Origin of the sequence: Arachidicoccus ginsenosidivorans, from assembly GCF_007971385.1 — a bacterium.
Taxonomy (GTDB): domain Bacteria; phylum Bacteroidota; class Bacteroidia; order Chitinophagales; family Chitinophagaceae; genus Arachidicoccus; species Arachidicoccus ginsenosidivorans.
In genome coordinates, this window is sequence record NZ_CP042434.1 from 169,731 (window position 1) to 190,276 (window position 20,546).

The 20,546-nt window shown below is 42.6% G+C and carries 12 protein-coding genes, 2 tRNA genes, 3 rRNA genes and 2 pseudogenes; 4 read left to right on the forward strand and 15 right to left on the reverse strand.

The features are described 5' to 3' along the window. Positions 1-34: 34 nt before the first annotated feature. From FSB73_RS00590 to FSB73_RS00600, 3 genes are all read right to left on the reverse strand, one after another. On the reverse strand, positions 35-1,465 hold the full coding sequence (locus tag FSB73_RS00590; RefSeq protein ID WP_146779696.1) for a HAMP domain-containing sensor histidine kinase: 1,431 nt from the start codon (positions 1,463-1,465) through the stop codon (positions 35-37). Continuing rightward, on the reverse strand, positions 1,462-2,196 hold the full coding sequence (locus FSB73_RS00595) for a response regulator transcription factor (RefSeq protein WP_146779697.1): 735 nt from the start codon (positions 2,194-2,196) through the stop codon (positions 1,462-1,464). The genes FSB73_RS00590 and FSB73_RS00595 overlap by 4 nt, the downstream gene beginning before the upstream one ends. 450 nt (positions 2,197-2,646) lie before the next feature. Continuing rightward, complete coding sequence (locus tag FSB73_RS00600; protein WP_146779698.1) at positions 2,647-3,354, reverse strand: DUF4198 domain-containing protein; 708 nt, start codon at positions 3,352-3,354, stop codon at positions 2,647-2,649. 410 nt (positions 3,355-3,764) lie between these two features. Between FSB73_RS00600 and FSB73_RS00605 the strand changes: the two genes are divergently transcribed. Both FSB73_RS00605 and FSB73_RS00610 read left to right on the forward strand, forming a co-directional pair. Continuing rightward, entirely contained in the window at positions 3,765-5,288 is a 1,524-nt protein-coding gene (locus tag FSB73_RS00605) for an NAD-dependent succinate-semialdehyde dehydrogenase (RefSeq protein ID WP_146779699.1), read from the forward strand. A 330-nt stretch (positions 5,289-5,618) separates the two neighbouring features. Then, positions 5,619-6,299: an MgtC/SapB family protein gene (locus FSB73_RS00610; protein WP_146779700.1), complete on the forward strand. Its 681-nt coding sequence runs from the start codon at positions 5,619-5,621 to the stop codon at positions 6,297-6,299. Positions 6,300-6,316: 17 nt separating this feature from the next. Here FSB73_RS00610 and FSB73_RS00615 read toward each other — a convergent pair whose 3' ends face one another. The 5 genes from FSB73_RS00615 to FSB73_RS26095 all read right to left on the reverse strand — a co-directional run bounded on the left by FSB73_RS00615 (position 6,317) and on the right by FSB73_RS26095 (position 9,652). Next, positions 6,317-7,117 (reverse strand): SMUG2 DNA glycosylase family protein, encoded by an 801-nt coding sequence (locus FSB73_RS00615; RefSeq protein ID WP_146779701.1) that lies wholly within the window; start codon positions 7,115-7,117, stop codon positions 6,317-6,319. A 105-nt stretch (positions 7,118-7,222) separates the two neighbouring features. Beyond that, entirely contained in the window at positions 7,223-8,176 is a 954-nt protein-coding gene (locus FSB73_RS26080; protein ID WP_317132891.1) for a polysaccharide lyase family 8 super-sandwich domain-containing protein, read from the reverse strand. Then, a complete protein-coding gene (locus FSB73_RS26085; RefSeq protein ID WP_146779703.1) occupies positions 8,173-8,346 on the reverse strand; it encodes a polysaccharide lyase family 8 super-sandwich domain-containing protein in 174 nt (57 codons plus the stop codon). Before FSB73_RS26085 ends, FSB73_RS26080 begins: the two co-directional genes overlap by 4 nt. After that, positions 8,337-9,044 carry a polysaccharide lyase family 8 super-sandwich domain-containing protein gene (locus tag FSB73_RS26090; RefSeq protein WP_146779704.1) on the reverse strand — a complete coding sequence of 236 codons (708 nt, stop codon included), beginning with the start codon at positions 9,042-9,044 and terminating at the stop codon, positions 8,337-8,339. The genes FSB73_RS26085 and FSB73_RS26090 overlap by 10 nt, the downstream gene beginning before the upstream one ends. Next, complete coding sequence (locus FSB73_RS26095; protein ID WP_146779705.1) at positions 8,933-9,652, reverse strand: hypothetical protein; 720 nt, start codon at positions 9,650-9,652, stop codon at positions 8,933-8,935. The genes FSB73_RS26090 and FSB73_RS26095 overlap by 112 nt, the downstream gene beginning before the upstream one ends. Before the next feature lie 1,293 nt (positions 9,653-10,945). Between FSB73_RS26095 and FSB73_RS26100 the strand changes: the two genes are divergently transcribed. Together FSB73_RS26100 and FSB73_RS26105 are read left to right on the forward strand one after the other, a co-directional pair. Beyond that, positions 10,946-11,362 carry a lipid A-modifier LpxR family protein gene (locus FSB73_RS26100; protein WP_146779706.1) on the forward strand — a complete coding sequence of 139 codons (417 nt, stop codon included), beginning with the start codon at positions 10,946-10,948 and terminating at the stop codon, positions 11,360-11,362. A 38-nt stretch (positions 11,363-11,400) separates the two neighbouring features. Further along, positions 11,401-11,945 (forward strand): annotated as a pseudogene (locus FSB73_RS26105) (lipid A-modifier LpxR family protein). 381 nt (positions 11,946-12,326) lie between these two features. Here FSB73_RS26105 and FSB73_RS23585 read toward each other — a convergent pair. The 7 genes and pseudogenes from FSB73_RS23585 to FSB73_RS00680 all read right to left on the reverse strand — a co-directional run bounded on the left by FSB73_RS23585 (position 12,327) and on the right by FSB73_RS00680 (position 20,469). Beyond that, the gene (locus tag FSB73_RS23585) at positions 12,327-13,574 is read right to left on the reverse strand and encodes a glycoside hydrolase family 3 C-terminal domain-containing protein (protein ID WP_225974911.1); all 1,248 of its coding nucleotides are present in this window, start codon (positions 13,572-13,574) and stop codon (positions 12,327-12,329) included. Positions 13,575-13,613: 39 nt separating this feature from the next. Then, positions 13,614-14,773: pseudogene (locus FSB73_RS27340) on the reverse strand (glycoside hydrolase family 3 protein); the annotation flags it as partial. 459 nt (positions 14,774-15,232) lie between these two features. Then, a 5S ribosomal RNA gene (gene rrf, locus FSB73_RS00660) occupies positions 15,233-15,346 on the reverse strand. Between the two features lie 126 nt (positions 15,347-15,472). Then, positions 15,473-18,280, reverse strand: a 23S ribosomal RNA gene (locus FSB73_RS00665). A gap of 324 nt (positions 18,281-18,604) precedes the next feature. Beyond that, a tRNA-Ala gene (locus FSB73_RS00670) sits at positions 18,605-18,678 on the reverse strand. A 49-nt stretch (positions 18,679-18,727) separates the two neighbouring features. Further along, positions 18,728-18,801, reverse strand: a tRNA-Ile gene (locus FSB73_RS00675). Between the two features lie 138 nt (positions 18,802-18,939). Continuing rightward, positions 18,940-20,469, reverse strand: a 16S ribosomal RNA gene (locus FSB73_RS00680). Together the 16S, 23S and 5S rRNA genes with 2 tRNA genes alongside form the textbook arrangement of a ribosomal RNA operon. Between the last annotated feature and the right edge of the window lie 77 nt (positions 20,470-20,546).

The window sequence follows — 20,546 nt, forward strand, 5'->3', positions numbered from 1 at the left end:
TAAGACCTTAAAAAGACCTTAAGATGGATAAAAATCAACTTAAGGGCATGGATATTAGGAAAATATTTGCGCTTTGACCCGGCCTTGATTGACTAGAAAAATGCTGTTCATTGTTTTTTTGCTCGGAGAGGTGCGCGGCCACAGGCTGATCCTTGTACTCAATTTGGCCTTTATGGAGTTGGATGATTTTGTGTACCATGACCAGTCCCAGGCCAAAGCCAGCTTTCGATTTGCTATTTTGGCCCCTGAAAAAATAATTAAACAAGAATTTTTGTTCCTCGGGTTGTATAGTAGCACCGTCGTTTACAAATGTCAGATAAATGGTCTTTTTTTCGGTTTTGATTTTAATCTGGGCCTGTTTTGTCCGGCTGTATCTGACGCAATTTAACAGCAGATTCGAAAAAGCAATATGCATCAGTTTTGGATTGCAACTAGCCATTAGGCCATCTTCTGAGTCGATTTCACCTGCGAAGGAAACCTGAAATTCAAAATCGGGTGCAAGTGCGCGCACCTTTTCAATGGCATCAAAAAGCAATTCATCGATTCTGTGTGGCTTTGTAGGTGGTTGATTACCCGTTTCTAATTTGGAGATCTCTAACAAGGCATTAATGATATCACCTAAGGAGCGTGTATCTTCTTTTTGCGCAAGAAGTAGGGCCTTGAGTTTTTCAGGATCTGTCTGTTTTTCCATTTGATCAAAATTAGACACCAAAATGGTAATGGGCGTTTTTAGCTCATGGGATATATGATGGACGGCATGGCGTTGAAAGGCAAAGGAATTGTCGAGCCGTTGCATGAGTTCATTGAAACGGGTAGCCAGGTAATTGATTTCATCTTTGGTATCTGGCACGGTGATGCCATTACTCGCGGAGCCCAATTGTATTTGATTCATTTCCCTGGCCATCTTGTTAATGGGTGAGGATATCTCCCTGGATAAGTAAAAGGTGACAATAAGGGTTATAATCGTGATAAAAGCAAATGCACCCCATAGAATATAAGCCAAAATCCGCTTTTGCGTATAACCGAAGGTATCATAGGCTTTATAGATACCATAATAGGATTTTCCATTCATCTGCACATAAACACCGACTACATCAAATTTCCCTTCTTTGGATTCCAACCAAGTTCTGCCAGGCCCTAGTTTACCCAATATAGAGACCGACCGATGAATTTTGGTATCATCCAGACTGGCATAAATGAGCTGTTTGTTGCCATCAAAAAGAAGCATTTTCTCATCATATAAGTCATTGATGGTAATCCTGTCCAGGTTGTTGAGCAAGGTCTGGCTGGTCTGTTGGACTTCACCCAAAAACTTCAGCGAAAAAGTAATCTTTTCACTAAGTCGCTGCTGAAATTCCTCTCTTCTATACGCCCCAAAAAGTGTGTAAATAATGTACAACACCAGTCCGGTTAACGCAATGGTTGTGACAGAAAAATATAGGATGATTTTATTTCTGATTTTCATATTATTGGCTTTGTATCTTTCTTTGACTCACTGCCCATCTCTATATAATAGCCATAACCAATTCTAGTCTTAATCAACGGTTTATCAAAGGGTTTATCAATTTTATTGCGCAGAAAATTAATATAGACTTCAATAGTATTGGTGTTGTGATCAAAAAGACTTCCCCAGATCTCTTTGACAAGCTCTTTTTTGGAAACGGACACTCCACCTGCCTGGACCAATCTATGTAATATCTGAAATTCTCTAGGGGTCAATTCTATGGGAATCCCTGCTCTGGTTACGCGATTATCTTTGAGATCCAGTGTTAGATCTTCAATGCTGATTGTGGCTTTTATAGGAACGTCATCCAGATTGTGCCTTTTATCTGAAGCCCCTCTCCTTTTAATCAAGGACTGAACTCTTAGAGAGAGTTCCTTCATATAAAAGGGTTTGGTCAAATAATCATCTGCGCCTAGTTCAAAGCCTTGGACTTTATCCTCTAATTCATCAAATGCGGTCAAAAATAAAACAGGGGTGGTGCCTTCTTGTTGCCTGAATGCCTGACAAAGTTCAAACCCACTTTTACCCGGGAGATTAATATCTAATATTACACAATCGAAAGATTGTTCTTTTAATGCGCGCTCACCAGTCAGGCCATCTTTACACAATAGTGTTTCAAAACCTTGATCCAAAAAAGCGGTTTCTATATTTTTGCCAATTATCTGATCGTCTTCTACAATTAAGATTCGCATGATTTACCAGTTTGCTTTTGCCAGATGAATAATATTAACTTTTCCTCTTCCGAACAAAAATCAACAATTTAATTGAACCCTCGCCATTTTTAACAACTATTTGCCGGCCCTCTTATATCCATTAAGCCGTGTTAACCTGTCGTTAATTTACCCAATCCACATTTGAATCCTATATGAGTTTGCCCGGGTAGTTCTTAAATAAAATCCCTGCCAGGCAAGCCTGGCAGGGATACATCAAACAAAACGGAAGGGTTCAGAAGATTACTATTCTGTATTTTTTTCTTTAGTTCTCCTTAGAATAGGCCACTATCCTCCCCACCTACAAACTGTAATTTTTAATTATTTTTAAAAAATAGCGAGATTAAAAGGATACTTAATGCAGGTACTTAAATTAAAGGTACACTAGGCTCGCCTTCTTAAACATCCAGCTTTAAAATCATTATTTCATCATTATTTCACTTCCAATACATAGGTATGACAATGGTAATCAACCGTGTATTCCTTTCCATTAAAGGTGCCTTTGTTTTTATCTGTAAGGGTGGTTTCTATCAGATATTTTCCAGGCCAGAGGGGTGTAAAACGAGTACTTGACTGATCGTTGGTATAAAGCTTTTTGGTCCAGGTGTTGGGACTGATCACTGTAATTTCTTTATCTCCTTTCAGCTCCTGGTTTACCAGTACAGACAAATCAATGGGTTTACCCGTTATATAACTACCGGTTTGGGGCTGCAAAGTAATTGGCAGCAATTGTTGACTAAAATCACTGGAGCTACTGCCTACCTGGACATGCGCTGCGGCCATATAATCTAATTTATACCCGTAATACACTTCACTGGCAATTTTATGCAGCACAACTTTATATAAGCCCTCTTGTTCAGGGGTAAAACTGGCAAAAAAATGATCTTTGCCGTCTTTAAATGGCAGCGTTGTTGTATTGCCATCTGGAGCGAGCAGCTGTAACTCAAACTGGCTTAAATCAGCAAACCATTCGCTGGTCTGGCTAATTTCCTCCGTACCAAACTCTCCAAAATAAACTTTCACTTCCTGGGCGGTTCCTTTTTGCCCTTGTGCGGAGGTTTCAATCCAGATGGCGTGTGCATAACTAAAGCCCAATCCTAGCATAAATAAACCAATAAAAGTCAGTATTGCTTTTTTCATAATAAAGTTTTTAAATATAATGGTTCTTAAAATAATGACCGGTTCGTCAAACGGCACACAGTAATTTTATATTCCTGCCGGCTGATGACGACTGTATGTTGATGACGATCCAGACAAAATTAAAGACAGACTGGTGTTATTGGTTTATCATTTTGGGAAAAAGAACACCGCTTTTGGGAATTTCTGCCTATCGGGCCTATGAAGATATTTTGTAACAATAGCTTATGGACAAGTTGGCCGTTAAATGGTTGTTTTAAATCAGCAGTTTAACTTTAACAGCTGCAGTTTAAAAAAAAGGTACATTTTATGTAAATTGCAGAATATCAATCTAGAAACATGCGTTGTTTATTAATTATATTTTGTTAAACACCTCGGCTTTTGAGTAAAAGCACGATCAAAAAAAAATCACGATGCGATCTATCAACCCCACGAACGGCAAGCATTTTAAAACATTCAAAAATGATGACTGGAATGCTGTTAAAGAAAAAATAGCTTTATCTGACAAGGCATGGCTGCATTGGAAAACAACCAGCTTTACTGTAAGATCCCGGTTATTAAAAAATGTCGCTACTGTGCTGCTAAAAAGGAAGACCAGTCTGGCTCAACTTATGGCAATAGAAATGGGAAAACCCTTGAAAGAGGGTGTTGCAGAAATTGAGAAATGTGCCTGGGTCTGTATGTATTATGCGCAGAACGGTGCTGCCTTTTTAGCAGATGAACCCGTGGTAACAGATGCAGCGTTAAGTTATGTGAGCTATCAGCCCATCGGAACGGTTCTAGCAGTTATGCCCTGGAATTTCCCTTTTTGGCAGGTGTTCCGATTTATAGCACCTTCTATATTTGCGGGTAACTGTGGCCTACTCAAACATGCATCCAATGTGCCTGGCTGTGCAGTGGCCATTGAGATGGCCATGCTGGACGCTGGGTTTCCCAAGGGTGTTTTTCAAAATCTAATGGTAGGCAGTCATTTGGTAGATAAAATCATTGCCCAACCTAGCATAAAAGCAGTCACGCTTACCGGTAGTACTGAAGCGGGGCAGGCAGTAGCTGCCAAAGCAGGCTCACTTATTAAAAAAACTGTATTGGAGCTTGGCGGTAGTGACCCCTATTTGATTCTATCTGATGCCAATTTGGAAGAGGCTGCCTCTATTTGTGCCAACAGCCGGCTGATTAACAACGGACAAAGCTGCATTGCGGCCAAACGGTTTATCGTAGAAAAAAATGTCGCTGCCAAATTCACTCAACTACTCAAACAAAACATGCAAGCAAAAGTCATGGGTGACCCTATGGATCCAGCCACTGATCTTGGCCCCATGTCCCGCATTGATCTCAGGGACCAGTTGCACAAGCAGGTCAAAGAAAATATTAAAAAAGGTGCTAAACTCATATTGGGAGGTGAGCTTCCTGAAGACCATACAAATAATGCATTTTATCCACCGACCATACTAAGTCATGTTACTCCGGGCATGTCGGCTTATTCTGAGGAAATTTTCGGGCCTGTGGCAACCATTATTCGGGCAAAGGACTCAGAAGATGCCATCCGTATAGCTAATGATACCAGCTTTGGATTGGGCGCCGCTATATTTACCAGCAATACAAAAAAAGGGAATAAAATCGCCCGTGAACAGCTGCAGGCGGGCGCATGTTTTGTCAATAGCCTGGTCAAATCTGATCCCAGACTACCTTTTGGTGGCATTAAAATGTCTGGTTACGGTAGAGAGCTTGGCTTGCATGGCATCCATGAATTTGTCAATATCAAAACCGTTTATGTAGCGGCTAATGAAGCTCCTCAAAAAGCACACCGTCGGGCTAAATCTGCTGAGTCGCCCCAACCAGCCAAAGCCTCAAAAGCCGCCAAATCTAAACAAGGCACCGGTACTCCCAAAAAGAAAGTGCCAAAAAAGGCACCAAAACGCCAGGCGCGTAAAAGCTGATTTTTCAAAATAATGATATCGGGAGGTATTGTCCTATCTATTCGGTCTTTAACCTTACAATCCTTCTCAATGGATCGCCTTGCATTTTGAACGGATATTTATATAATTATTTTATATCTATAGCTGTAGCTCATGCTGGTGCTGGTGGATCAGATCTCTACGAATCGTGTATACTCAGTTAATGAGGTATCTATATTGGCCATTTAACCTGTTTTTATTATGGTACTGCTTATTTTTTTTGAAAATTTGGCTTACCTTGGAATGGCGCAGGTACCTATTTAGTTGCATTGCATTGATTTATAAAGAGGGATAGCGCCGTAATATAATCTTATGATCAGTAGAGAAGAAATTATTTTGCGTCTGGCATTAGCGGCCGTTTTAGGAGCCGCTATCGGACTGGAAAGGGAAAGAAAGGACTGGGTAGCAGGCCTCAGAACCCATATGATGGTATGTGTTGGGGCAACGCTTGCCATGATTGTTTCTGCCTTTGGTTTTACTGATATCCTGGGCACGCCTAATGTCACCCTGGATCCAAGCCGTATTGCGGCTCAAGTCATCAGTGGTATCGGCTTTCTGGGAGCAGGCACCATATTATTTTTAAAACCGGGGTTGATCAGAGGGTTAACCACGGCATCCGGTTTGTGGGCGGTGTCTGCCATTGGTCTGGCCATTGGCAGTGGGATGTATGTGGCAGCAGTTGCCGCAACGCTTTTGGCATTGATCATCCTATGGGGGCTGCAACCCCTGGAGAAGCGTTTTTCTAAAAGATTTAAAAGAAAATACCTGAAAATAACCATTGATACCAATGCGAACCCTGCGGAGATTATCACGCAACTATTTGGGCAAGAGGCACTCGATATTGCCAGTTTCTCCTTCGATAAGAACAGGGAGTACTGCACTATTGAATTCCATTTTGATCAGATGGATGGCGTTAAGATGAAAACAGTGCTGTCCAGATTGCAAAATGAGACGGCCATTCGAGAAATCTATTGGAATAAAGAAAACCCTTGATGTTTTTTTGTCATTGACTAGGAACGAAGCACCTGGATATATTCATCAATAAACAGGTCTTTTTCTTTGGAACGGTATTGTTGGATATAGCGCGGATGGGGCAATACCACCACCTTTTCAAAAAGTTTTTCCCGCTCGTTGAGCCTGTTAAAAAAAATGGCATTTTTCTTTCCTAGTACATACGCCGTAGACTGATCTACGCCAAAGGCTACTTGTGCTTTCAATTGCCTGCTCATATATGGCATTAAAGCCTCAATAAGCCTTGGATCATCATAATAATTGCAATTGACCCAACCACCTTTGCTCCCTTCTCTGACTAAAGCTAGCGGGAACATGGATTGAATATACACATCCTTATAAAAAGCCTCTACGCCCCCATAAGCGGCAATCATATCATATACAAAATGCGCCGAAACCTCATGGGTAGAAGGCAAATTCGTTTCAATACCGCAAAGCGATTTAAGTCTTTTGGAGTCCGTAAAAGGTATTCCTGTTGTCCCTGCACCATGTCTGCCTGGATTAATACCGACAATAAATTTTCTGATTTTATGGTCATTATAAAATTTATGGTAGAACTGGCCCATGATATCCAGAACACCTGCAGTTTCCTGCATGGGATTTAATACACCGAACCCAGGTGGCAATGGTTCATCATAACGTAAGTTCGCATGAAACTTTATGATTTTATCGGCAAAGGTAGCCGTGGCTTTCTTTGGCCCATCTGGAAGGCTTCGAGAGCCAAGTCCACCGCTTACTTTTATGGTACCTCCTACGGTTGTCTGGTTTTCTTTTTTATTTTTTTTCCTGCCTGTTGCCATGATATTGCTTGCGGTTGCTGCCTTACAGCATAAACTAACCAATCTAATCTCCTTACAAAGATAGCAAATGTCTTATACCTAAATTATGTCTTCTTTTTTGGGCAGCTAAAATTCAATGATTTTAGCCACCGTTTTGCCACTAAAAGGTTTGTCTGGAAGGTACATGTGGTAAGTGTGATGGAGTCTCAGGCCGCTTTCATTGTCCATCGATATCTGGATGTTTACTGATTTTTGCAGCCCACTGGGATCTGATACAGAGAGTTTATAAGCAACATTTCTTTGCTTGTCTTCCATTTTATACTTGAATTTTTGGGGACGCACTTTGCGTAACATCACCAGGCAGGGTTTGTCCGCCTTTATTTGTAGGTCATTATAATGATAGCTGACGCCTGGTTTATAGAATATAATCTGGTGCATGTTATCTTCCCTATTCAATCCTCTAAAATACACAGCCTGGATACTGTCTGTATTAGCTACAACAGTAGGTGCATGATAGGCCATGAATTTCCCCACATTAAATCCTTTTGTAATACCAGGTAATATTGCATAACAATAAGTGGCATTTTGGGGATGGCGCCCATGGTTTAAACTTAGTTCAAAGAGTTTTCCACTAACAGCCGGGTATTTGCTTGAATTAACCCCCCGCCAGTCACTGGTGCGTTGATCAACTTTGAGTTCCATTGTGGTATTGCCGGCATCAGCTGCTAAGTTTTGGCCTTCGCCATTATTCGCGCCTGATATTTTATTCAAAAGCGGCTTATTAAGCAATGGAAAATAGGCTACAGCACCATGCATAATATAATCAGGCATGCTTTGCGCTGTAAATACAGTATCTATTGGCTGCTCTAGTTTGTATGTACGGCCGTCCTTTGCCAATACAACTGCCGTGCTGCTATCAAAATAGCATTGATTGAGTGTCGTTAGTACTTCTTTATCCAGGTCAGGTGTCGTTTGAATACCTGCTCCCAGACAATAAATAATATTTCCAGCCATAAACCAGGCTTTACGGGCAGAAAGTCCCAGGTCATTATGTATAGTATAAACGGTTATTCCGTTTATACTGTCAGAAACACCTCCGCAAAAAGCACTGGTGCCTTTTCTGTCTCCTTCCCCGGGGCTTTATCTTTGGGAATAATCAAGGTGTCTGGAAGCGTAGCTCCAGGCAATCTTTTCCAGTTCCAAAGCGGAAAAATATTTACGTATTCTTTACCTGTGACCATCAGATCCATAACGCCTTCTGCCCCCAGTAACCTTTTAAATTCTCTTGATTGCCGATTTCCTGGGCGTGATTTCTATTAGAAACGCCGTGTATGGATAGATAAAATCCTGGTCGGCAATGAACGGTAAAATCTGTATGCCAGTAATGCTGATGATCAGGCTTCACTTTATAGGAAGGAGGTTTTTGCCCAAGCATTCTTTGTCGACTATTTTGATACGTTTTTTTATGGGCGGGGTCGATAATTTGTAGTCTTTGTAATTGAAGGGTAAAATCTGGCCTTGTGGCATTGTATCGAGAAATGCTTCTTCCCAGAATATTCCAATCCATCGACTTTCCTCTGATCTGATCAAAAACGGAAGGGATAATAAAATCACTGAAAAATTGCAATTGATCTCCCTTTAGCGCGTAACGAGTCCCTTTAAGAAACCATGCACCTTTCGTAATGGATTTTAATAATACTGCGCCATAGGCGCCATTATATAAATAGCCATAGTGCATATCAAAGGACCGGTCATATTGTATGCCTTCACCAGTTGTATATTGTAAAGGGCGATAGAGTTCTCTTGCACCTACTGACAACATATGCGCATTTTGAATTAAACACCCAATATAGATCCAACCAAGGGCAATTTCTGATTTATTAGCCCCAGAATTATACCGGTGCAGGGGTTGTTTCTGCCAGGACTGTTCACCGCAGTGTCCTTGCAAATCGCATGAATGGTAACAGCCAGTGTACTATCTGGTACCTGATGACCGGTTCCATGCATACTAATCAGACAAAGTGCCAGCGTTTGAGGCCGGGTAATGCCTTGTTGATACCAGTTATTGCAATATGGCAGTGGTTTGTAATTACAAAAATAAGCCAGTGCACGGCTGATATCGTTATAGAGCGCAGCATTCAGATAATACTTGCTCTGTGGATGACTGTAGGCCAGTGTCATCCGCCGCATCCTGATTAAGGCGGGCATCCAATCTACACCGATCCTTTTGTGATCACTGTAATCCAGATCAGTATATCTGCCTGTAATCGTATCCAGTAACTGAAAGTCTGCCTGCAACTGTGTTTCCAGGGCTCCAAGACTTGAGCCTTGTTTAAGTTGGGATTGTCGACTTGATGGGTAAAATGGAAGCAGCTGATCTTTGTGAATCCTTCGCAGTATTTGCCTGTAAGGAATAACTGCAGTATCAACTTTGTGTACCCTTTGCGATGGATCCAGTTGATTTATCGCCCGCTGTCCTAAGGTAAAGCTAAAGGTGAAGGCCACCATTAAAAGCGCACTGACCGTGCTAATTCCTGTTTTTACAAATACCTGCATGATTTACATCATTTTTAAAATATAATTTCTTATTTGTGTCTAGCGATTAATCTTCCCATGCTAATTAATCATTTTTTATAGTCGTTACCGCATTTTGTTCAACAATATAATTAACTGGCCCAATTATATTACGCTGTTAATTAAACCATTTTTCTGCATAATTGTCTTGTGACTGTAGGCAAAGATCCACTGCTGCTCCGGATACTTTGCCTACCTAATATTAAATGCCCACAATTGAGTTCTGGAAAGGCAAAACAAAGCTCAATGGAACAACAATTAAATAGTCGGTATTTATAGGATTGTAGTGCTTATTTTGATGATCATTTATACCCAATCCTTACAATCCCCATTTGACGCTACAAAATAGCTAAAAGATTAAACAACCAGACAGAATTCTACTATGAAAATTAAAAGCCATTTCATGAAATCTTACAATATAAAATTTTGGTAGAATACTTAACCGTTAGCGGCTTATTTAAGTATTGCTTTATTCTCCATAAATAGTGTTTTTAACGCTGAGCTGATACTCGGTTGATGCAATTAATTAGGATAAGGCTAAATAATAGCATGTAAACAACCTCCGCTCCCACAAATAGCTCCCTTAGATAACTTTCTAAGATGACTTTCAAAGGGCGAGGTCCTACAACATATTGAACACCGAACCTCCTGATCATGCTAAAAGCAGTAACAATATCGATCCAGGGAAGGTCGCAGGCCTTTTCCGCCGTTTCAAGCCAGATATTGAGACATTACAGCTGTTGGGCCCGCCTTTATTACCTTTGACAATCAGGGCCAAACCGCGGTTTTGGCGGTACTAACAAGCATGCCCTTATAATTACAGTGGCACCAATTCTTATACAAATATGGTAGGCCGTGGGTATAAATTGTCTTATATTATTAATCACCCTTAAACGCCCTTAATTCGCGTTTTTAACCTCAAAATGACCTTCCAGGCCCCTGAAATCAGGTAAATAGTTTAGGTCATCGGCGCCTTAGCCCCTAGCTTATCTGGATTTAAATTGCTGATTACAGCTACGCAGGCTAACTTCTATATAATTAATCCCTTGGTTTTACGTCTAATGTCAGATATTTGCAACCGAAACGACTTAGCAAGCTATTTGTTAGTAGGTCTAAAATCCTGCTCAATAGCCCATACATTATCAAGGGTCTACCGTGAATTTAATACGATCGCATTATTTTTATAGATTTTTTAAACTTATAACTACCGATGCAGGGAGGCAAAAATACTGCCACCTAAGGGTGTCGGTACTGCTCTTACTATCTGTGGTTATAATGCATACATCTATTCGGGGCCAACTTTCTGATAAAAATCAACAAATAACCCGCCCGTCACTGGACGTGCAATATCCTCAAGACAGTCAATACCTAGCTGCGCAAAAAAGAGCCATGAAGTTACAGTTTCAATACCAGCAGCGCCGACATCATTATATAGAAATAATCAGTGATAATGATAGTTATACGTTAACTGCCAACGATGGGTACTATACCAATGGATTGAAATTCGTATATGGTTGGAATAGCCATAAAGATACCACCAATACCACCATCCACACCCTGGAAATCGGCCAATTGATGTATAATGCCAAAAATGGTTCTTACCGCAGAAAGGAGGAATTGGATAGGCCAGTGACCGCTTTTTTGTATGCCCGCTATGGGAGCAACATTTTACAAAAAGCAATAATTTATTAGCTTGGGGTATTAATATTGGCACCATCGGCCCTCCTGCTTTGGGTAGACAAATGCAACAGGCGATTCATTCATTATTTAATATGTATACGCCTGAGGAATGGATTATCAATTAAAAACAGAAATAGGTGCCAATGCAGATATTACCTGGTCCCCTTCCCTGAATCTATCAGATAACCAAACACCTGTTTTCAGGTTATTGCCTGTGGCTAGCGCCACTTTTGGTAATACATTTACCGGTGCCAGTTTAGGACCAGTCTTCTCTTTAGGCAAAATGGGCAAAAATAACCAAACAATATTTTGGGGGAGTCATTTAAACGGTTATTCTAATGAGTCTTTCTTTTATTTTTACCCAGAAATGGTGATGAGTCTGTATAATGCCACTATACAGGGCGGCTTATTTAGATCCGATAAAGGTCCATATACCGGTAAATTGAATCATTTGCGCTACCGACAGACCATCGGCTGGATGCACAGTGGTCCAATCTTTAATATCGGCCTTGGATTGGTTTTTGACAGCCGGGAGTCCAAAACGCAGTGGCATAGCCAGTGGTATGGTCATGTACAACTTGGGGTATCATTCTGATATTCAGCCTGCTACTAACATTCCCAACCTTTCCTCTATTTTCCTTATTGTTTTTCTCCCGCTCTTTACACTTCTGCACTGCTATTTTCTTTTCTTCACTTTACTATACATTACTTCACTTCACTTTCCTTCCATATTTTTATTTACAATTCGGCTCTTTTATGAGTTTACACATTGACACTAAAGTCATACTTAATCAAAAGCGCCCGACATTTACCTTCCATTTCCAGGAGATATTGCCAGACGCTTTATTGTTTTTGTTTATAAGAAACGAAGATCCGTTAAGAAGGTTCCCCTGAGATGAAGATCATCGCTGGTCAACACTTTTGGGACAAATCATGATTTTTTGTCAAATCAATACACTTTTTAAAATGGTGATGACTATTCATTTACCGTAATGGTTTGTTTCAGGCGAATATCTTCACTGGAACTGCCAATCCGAATTTCAAAATCTCCCGGTTCAACAACACGGTGCATATCACGATTAATAAGTGACAGATCATCAGGCACCAGTTCAAAACTTACCGTTTTGGTTTCTCCGGACTTTAAGTGCACCCTTTGAAAGCCTCTTAATACAGAATTATAGGTGGTAACACTGCTATAGAGATCCTTTAGATAGAGCTGTACGACTTCATCACCTGCTACAGATCCGCTGTTAGTGACCTTACAGGTGACATGGATATTTCCCTGGGTGTGCTTATCTTCTGGAGAAATTTGCAAATCATTATATTTGAAGCTGGTATAGCTAAGCCCGTAACCAAAAGGGTACAACGGACCATTGACCCTGCTATGTCCGTAGCCCTCTTTTTTATGTGGGCCATTCTGATCTAATTGGCTACCATTTTTAAAAGGGAAATTAAACTGAATTTGTCCGACGGACTTAGGCCAGGTCATGGAGAGACGGCCACCCGGATTATAGGCCCCAAATAACGCCTCAGCAATTGCCGTTCCGCCTTGCGGGCCTGGGAAGCCGGCCGTCATAATGGCCGGGATATTTTCATTAGGCCAGTTAATTGTCAGCGGTTGACCGGTAATCAACACTAAAACAATGGGTTTGCCAGTGCCTTTTAAGGCGCGTAATAAATCCAGTTGTTTTCCGGGCAAACCAAGCGAAGATCTGGAATAACCCTCACCTACTGTTTTATTATTTTCACCAAGCACGGCTATTATCACATCCGATTTTTTAGCCGCCTGAACAGCTTTCTCAATGGCCGCCTTTTCATCTGCATCTGGTTGGGAGGCAATAAGCTCTGACTTTGGCCAGTCATGGCTGAGCACCTTGGCACCCAAGGTATAACTCACCTCAGTTCCAACATGCTGATTTTGTATAAATTGCTGGATCCCTTCCAGTACGGTGGTCACTTTATTGTTATTAGGACCATACCGACTGGTAGCATAACTACCATCAGTTGCCAACGCTCCAGTCACTAATATTTTTTTATATTGTCCTGTTTTTAGCGGCAACAGGTTGGCTTTGTTTTTTAAAAGTACAATTGACTCCTGGTTTAATGCCAGCGCAATGGAATCTGCCTGTTTATTTTGAACGATCTGGTCAGCTGCTGCTGGATCTGCTACATAAGGCTGATCAAATAAGCCTAATTCAAATTTTACCCGAAGCACATCACGCACCCGGTCGTTTACTGTAGCAATATCCAATTTACCAGCTTTTACCAGGTTACGAACGTTATTGATATAGTATTTTGGTTGATTAAAATTGGTCCAGACGTTCAGGCCTGCCTCTACTGCTTCTCTGGTCGCATCTTCAAAATCGTGGGCGACATGGTGCTTTTCATAGAGAAACTCTACTGCCTTACTATCAGAAACCACGTATCCTTTAAATCCAAATTGCTGCCTAAGCAGGGTTGTCAGAAAATAATGGCTTCCCGTAATAGGCTCTCCATCCCAGTCGTTATAACTACTCATTACGCCCAATGGGTGCGCATTTTCAATAACTTTTCTAAAAGGATATAAAAAGATTTCATGCATTTCTTTAGGTGCCACATGTGGATCCGTTCTGACTTCTCCATCCCTTCCACCTTTAGGAACACTGTAAACAGCAAAATGTTTTAAGGTGGAAGCGACTCCATTTTGTTGGATACCCTTGACCATCTCAGTTCCCAGCGAGGCAATCAAAAAAGGCGATTCTCCATAGGTTTCCACCACCCTGCCCACCTGGGGTCTCTGGAGGGATCCAAAATTGGTGCATAAACATTGGTATAGCCCAAGGCTTTTGCCTCCCTTCCCACTACATCTCCTGCCATATGCACAAGAGGTTTATCCCAAGTACTTCCTATAGAAATGGGTGCAGGGAATGGAGTGGCGCCATCAGAGCATAAACCATGAATGCCTTCATTTGTAAAGTCCACTGGTATACCCAACCGGGTATCCTCCACAAACCAACGCTGTACATTATTCATCGAGGTAGCATGGACACTGTGTGGATACCCGAAACTCGTATGTTTACCTGTATGATTGGGTACATTATTTAAATTCTCGTCTATATTAGCAATGCCATCCTTCCAGATTTCATTATGCCATTCAGGCGTGGGTTGAGAATCCTTCAGGATTCTCCTGTAACCATATAATGTGGCCATCTGACAACTCTTCTCACTTAGATTCATCTGCGAGAGTAAATCCTCAACCCTTTTATCCACTGCCTGGGCCGGATCTTCAAAGACGTCCATTTTACCATTCTTATTAAAATCAATCCAGCCCATGTGGTATATGCTGGATTTTGCTCCTTGTTGGGCCTTAAGGTTTGATAATGGCAACAGCCCAAGTGCTGTCAGTACCAACCAACTCAAGGAAGGAAGACGTTTGGGATTCATAAATTTGATTTTGATGTGTGTATAGTCTTATATATGTGTCTATTTTTATCAAAAACTCAGTTCATAAAACCTCAATCCAATCTCAATGCCTCTGCAACCAACAGTAAGCACTAAATGACGGGAATAGCTGTAAAATCTAAAATAACATCTTAAATTAAGTGTATTTAGGGTCTGACGTTAAAGCTGAGTAATTAAACTAAAAATAAACTGCTGGCTAAGTTAACCGAAAGTTCATAAGCAAACTATGATTATTTACGCAACCGTTTCCGAAGCAACCTTTAGGAAACTCAAAAAGCAACCACAGCAATTACGCCCGAAAAAACTTATAACATCCTGACAAGCAAATATCGGGTAGTATAATAGACAAAACACCCACACCTACCAACTATCCCTACTCCTTCCTTCGCATATGGGCATAAAAAAGTCTCAATAATTGCTTATTGAGACTTTCTTAAATAAATATGGCAGCTACCTACTCTCCCAGGGATTATACCCAAGTACCATCGGCCATGAGGGGTTTAACTTCTCTGTTCGGTAAGGGAAGAGGTGAAGACCCTCGGAATAACCACCATAAATCGGTCGTGTGCTGTCTTCAGCTCATGGTTTTAACCATTAGCTACACACTTAAATAAGGTCATATTGGAAAAGCTCAACTTTAGAGCAACTATAAATACCATTTCCATGCATTTATAGATTTAAAAAATAAAGCTTACGGGCAATTAGTACTACTCGACTTTGATGTTACCACCTTTACATCTATAGCCTATCAACGTCATCGTCTCTGACGACCCTTAAAAGTAAACTCATCTTGAGGAAGGTTTCACGCTTAGATGCTTTCAGCGTTTATCCTGGCTGTACGTAGCTACTCAGCACTACACCTGGCGGCATAACTGATTCACCAGCGGTACATACGACCCGGTCCTCTCGTACTAAGGTCATGTCCTCTCAATTTACTAGCGCCCACCACAGATAGAGACCGAACTGTCTTGCGACGTTCTGAACCCAGTTCACGTGCCACTTTAATGGGCGAACAGCCCAACCCTTGGGACCTTCTCCAGCCCCAGGATGTGACGAACCGACATCGAGGTGCCAAACCTTACCGTCGATATGAGCTCTTGGGTAAGATCAGCCTGTTATCCCCGGAGTACCTTTTATCCTTTGAGCGATGGCCCTTCCATACAGAACCACCGGATCACTTTAGCCGACTTTCGTCCCTGCTCGGCGTGTCTGCCTCACAGTCAAGCACCCTTATACTAATGCGCTCTATGTACGATTACCAACCGTACTGAGGGTACCTTTGCAAGCCTCCGTTACTTTTTAGGAGGCGACCACCCCAGTCAAACTACCCACCATGCAATGTCTCCTTATTCAGGATTAGGTTCTAAGCAACAGAAGGTTGGTATTTCAACGTTGACTCCACACACACTGGCGTGCATGCTTCATAGTCTCCCAACTATCCTACACATCGGTTGCTCAAAATCAATGCAAAGTTGTAGTGAAGGTTCACGGGGTCTTTTCGTCCCGTGGCGGGTAACCGGCATCTTCACCGATACTACAATTTCACCGGGCTCGTGGAGGAGACAGTGTTCAACTCATTAGACCATTCGTGCAGGTCGGAACTTACCCGACAAGGAATTTCGCTACCTTAGGACCGTTATAGTTACGGCCGCCGTTTACTGGGGCTTCAGTCAGAAGCTTCGCCCTGAGGCTAACATCCTTCCTTAACCTTCCAGCACCGGGCAGGTATCAGGCTCTATACGTCATCTTTCGATTTTGCAGGGCCCTATGTTTTTGTTAAACAGTTGGTTGAACCTATTTACTGAGACCATATCGCTATGGTATGCTTTATCCCGAAGTTACAGCATTAATTTGCCTAGTTCCTTCTCCACGGCTCACCCGAGCGCCTTAGAATACTCATCCCGTCTACCTGTGTCGGTTTGCGGTACTGGCTGCATATCTCGCTTTTCTTGGAACCACTTTTACACTTTCGCTTCCCCGAAGGTTCTGCTCAGCGACCTATTCCGTCAGGACGCAAGTGCCACGGCGATCCGTCACTTTCATTGATATGCAGGTGAAGGAATATTAACCTTCTTTCCATCAGATACCCCTCTCGGGTTTTCCTAAGGACCAGACTAACCCTGATCCGATTAACGTTGATCAGGAACCCTTAGACTTTCGGCGTTAAAGTTTTTCACTTTAATTATCGTTACTTATGCCTACATTTTCTTTTGAAAACACTCCAGCAATGGTCGCCCATCACCTTCAACGCAGTTTTCAATGCTCCCCTACCAATATACACTCATAGTGCAATTTTAGGACTTCGGTTCACGTCTTGATGCCCGATTATTTTCCGTGCAGGACCTCTCGACCAGTGAGCTGTTACGCACTCTTTAAATGAATTGCTGCTTCCGAGCAAACATCCTGGCTGTTATAGAAGTCCCACCGCGTTTATTCAACTTAGACGTGGATTGGGGACCTTAGTCGCTAATCTGGGTTATTTCCCTCTCGGCCACGGACCTTAGCGCCCGTAGCCTCACTCCCGGAGATATGTGTTAGCATTCGGAGTTTGTCAGGGTTTGGTAGGCGATGAAGCCCCCTAGCCCAATCAGTAGCTCTACCTCTAACACACTTCTTTTTATCCGAGGCTGTTCCTAAAAACATTTCGGGGAGAACGAGCTATCTCTCAGTTTGATTGGCCTTTCACCCCTATCCACAGGTCATCCCAAGACTTTTCAACGTCAACGGGTTCGGTCCTCCATTTTGTGTTACCAAAACTTCAACCTGCCCATGGATAGATCACAAAGTTTCGCGTCTACCCCCACTGACTGAACGCCCTATTCGGACTCGCTTTCGCTACGGCTCCGTTATTTAAGAACTTAACCTCGCCAGTGAGGAGTAACTCGTAGGCTCATTATGCAAAAGGCACGCCGTCACATCTTAATGATGCTCCGACCGCTTGTAGGCGCACGGTTTCAGGTACTATTTCACTCCCCTGTTCGGGGTACTTTTCACCTTTCCCTTACGGTACTGGTTCACTATCGGTGTCTGAGGAGTATTTAGCCTTACCAGATGGTGCTGGCAGATTCACGCAAGATTCCTCCGGTCCCGCGCTACTCAGGATACTGCTCGTCCGTATTAATTTCCGCTTACAGGATTTTCACCTTCTATGATGTAACTTTCCAGATACTTCTGCTTGATAATACTTTCTAAATGCAGTCCTACAACCCCAGTGAGGCACGCCTCACTGGTTTGGGCTCTTCCCTGTTCGCTCGCCACTACTTAGGGAATCATTGTCTTATTTTCTTTTCCTCCCGGTACTTAGATGTTTCAGTTCTCGGGTTGGCTCTCTTTGCAGAGTGATATGTCTTCAACATACCAGGTTGTCCCATTCGGAAATCTACGGATATAACGCTCGTGTGCAACTCTCCGCAGCTTATCGCAGCTTACCACGTCCTTCTTCGCCTCTCAGACCCTAGGCATCCACCATGCGCCCTTATTCGCTTTAAAAAATTTAGAAATTGTAGTGATGTTACCACCACTATGTGTTTGAGTCTCTATATCGCTATAGAGTCTCGTTACTCTTATTGTTTTTGCTTTCCCAATATGTCAAAGATCTTTATCTGCTCTCAACATAACGTAAAACTTATTGATAAGCCCATCCGTTACTCCAGCACATCTGTTTGTGTTGTGAATCTGATTCCACCACCGCTGTTGTTTTTCTTTGATTAACCCTTTAATCAAACAACCCGGTAACACATCTAATCTATCTTAAAGAACTATGCGCCTTTTTAATTGCGCGGCTTTTATCTCTTAATCCCTCTTTTTTAAATGTGGAGGATATCGGAGTCGAACCGATGACCCTCTGCGTGCAAGGCAGATGCTCTAGCCAACTGAGCTAACCCCCCATTTCTATACCTTTCAGCATAGCACTTCAGAAATCATCCGAATTCTTTGTAGTCCCGCCCAGATTTGAACTGGGGACCTCTACATTATCAGTGTAGCGCTCTAACCAACTGAGCTACGAGACTGTGTCGCCAATCTTGAGCCTTTTTAAGTTGGCCGTCAGTGCTATCTGTTTTAAAGAACTAATAATTTTAAAAGGAAAAAAAATAACAATAAGTCAAACCATACTTCTACTCGCTAAGCAAGTAGACGCGTCGCTCTAAAAAGGAGGTATTCCAGCCGCACCTTCCGGTACGGCTACCTTGTTACGACTTAGCCCCAATTACCAGTTTTACCCTAGGCAGCTCCTTTCGGTTACCGACTTTAGGTACACCCAGCTTTCATGGCTTGACGGGCGGTGTGTGCAAGGTCCGGGAACGTATTCACCGTATCATTGCTGATATACGATTACTAGCGATTCCAGCTTCACGCAGTCGAGTTGCAGACTGCGATCCGAACTGAGAAAGGGTTTTTGAGATTCGCGCCTTGTCGCCAAGTGGCTGCTCTTTGTCCCTCCCATTGTAGTACGTGTGTAGCCCTGGGCATAAAGGCCATGATGACTTGACATCATCCCCTCCTTCCTCGCGTCTTACGACGGCAGTCTCATTAGAGTTCCCAGCTTTACCTGATGGCAACTAATGATAGGGGTTGCGCTCGTTGCGGGACTTAACCCAACACCTCACGGCACGAGCTGACGACAGCCATGCAGCACCTTGCTTCATGTCTATTGCTAGAAAATACCCTTTCAGGTACGGTCATTCGCATTCTAGCCCAGGTAAGGTTCCTCGCGTATCATCGAATTAAACCACATACTCCACCGCTTGTGCGGACCCCCGCCAATTCCTTTGAGTTTCATTCTTGCGAACGTACTTCCCAGGTGGATTACTTAATGCTTTCGCTCAGACGCGCACTGTGTATCGCGCACGTCGAGTAATCATCGTTTAGGGCGTGGACTACCAGGGTATCTAATCCTGTTTGATCCCCACGCTTTCGTGCATCAGCGTCAATTTTCGCTTAGCCAGCTGCCTTCGCAATAGGTGTTCTATGTCATATCTAAGCATTTCACCGCTACATGACATATTCCGCTGACCTCAACGACATTCAAGACCTATAGTATCCAAGGCAGTTTCCGAGTTAAGCTCGGAGATTTCACCTCAGACTTACAAGTCCGCCTACGCACCCTTTAAACCCAGTAAATCCGGATAACGCTTGCACCCTCCGTATTACCGCGGCTGCTGGCACGGAGTTAGCCGGTGCTTATTCATAGGGTACCGTCAAGCTCTATAGATATAAAGTGTTTCGCCCCCTATAAAAGAAGTTTACAATCCAGAGGACCTTAATCCTTCACGCGGCATGGCTGGTTCAGACTTGCGTCCATTGACCAATATTCCTTACTGCTGCCTCCCGTAGGAGTCGGGCCCGTGTCTCAGTGCCCGTGTGGCTGATCATGCTCTCACATCAGCTAATGATCGTAGGCTTGGTGGGCCGTTACCCCGCCAACTACCTAATCATACGCGCGACCATCCTCATCCACCGGAGTTTTAATATCTTAGTGATGCCACTCTGATATATTATGGGGTATTAATCCGAATTTCTTCGGGCTATTCCCCAGATAAGGGAAGGTTTCGCACGTGTTCCGCACCCGTTTGCCGGTCGTCAGCTAAAATATTGCTATTTCACTGTTACCCCTCGACTTGCATGTATTAAGCCTGCCGCTAGCGTTCATCCTGAGCCAGGATCAAACTCTCCATTGTTAATGTATTGTTTGAACTGACTAAATTTCTCTCGAAAAATAGGCGTCAAAATTTGTTGTCTTTTTCAACGCTTCGTA

Coding starts and splice junctions, on each gene's coding strand:
- FSB73_RS26085 (WP_146779703.1), bottom strand. CDS start 8,346: ATGGATCTGATGGTCACAGGTAAAGAATACGTAAATATTTTTCCGCTT.
- FSB73_RS00600 (WP_146779698.1), bottom strand. CDS start 3,354: ATGAAAAAAGCAATACTGACTTTTATTGGTTTATTTATGCTAGGATTG.
- FSB73_RS00595 (WP_146779697.1), bottom strand. CDS start 2,196: ATGCGAATCTTAATTGTAGAAGACGATCAGATAATTGGCAAAAATATA.
- FSB73_RS00605 (WP_146779699.1), top strand. CDS start 3,765: ATGCGATCTATCAACCCCACGAACGGCAAGCATTTTAAAACATTCAAA.
- FSB73_RS00610 (WP_146779700.1), top strand. CDS start 5,619: ATGATCAGTAGAGAAGAAATTATTTTGCGTCTGGCATTAGCGGCCGTT.
- FSB73_RS00590 (WP_146779696.1), bottom strand. CDS start 1,465: ATGAAAATCAGAAATAAAATCATCCTATATTTTTCTGTCACAACCATT.
- FSB73_RS26095 (WP_146779705.1), bottom strand. CDS start 9,652: ATGCAGGTATTTGTAAAAACAGGAATTAGCACGGTCAGTGCGCTTTTA.
- FSB73_RS00615 (WP_146779701.1), bottom strand. CDS start 7,117: ATGGCAACAGGCAGGAAAAAAAATAAAAAAGAAAACCAGACAACCGTA.
- FSB73_RS26100 (WP_146779706.1), top strand. CDS start 10,946: ATGCATACATCTATTCGGGGCCAACTTTCTGATAAAAATCAACAAATA.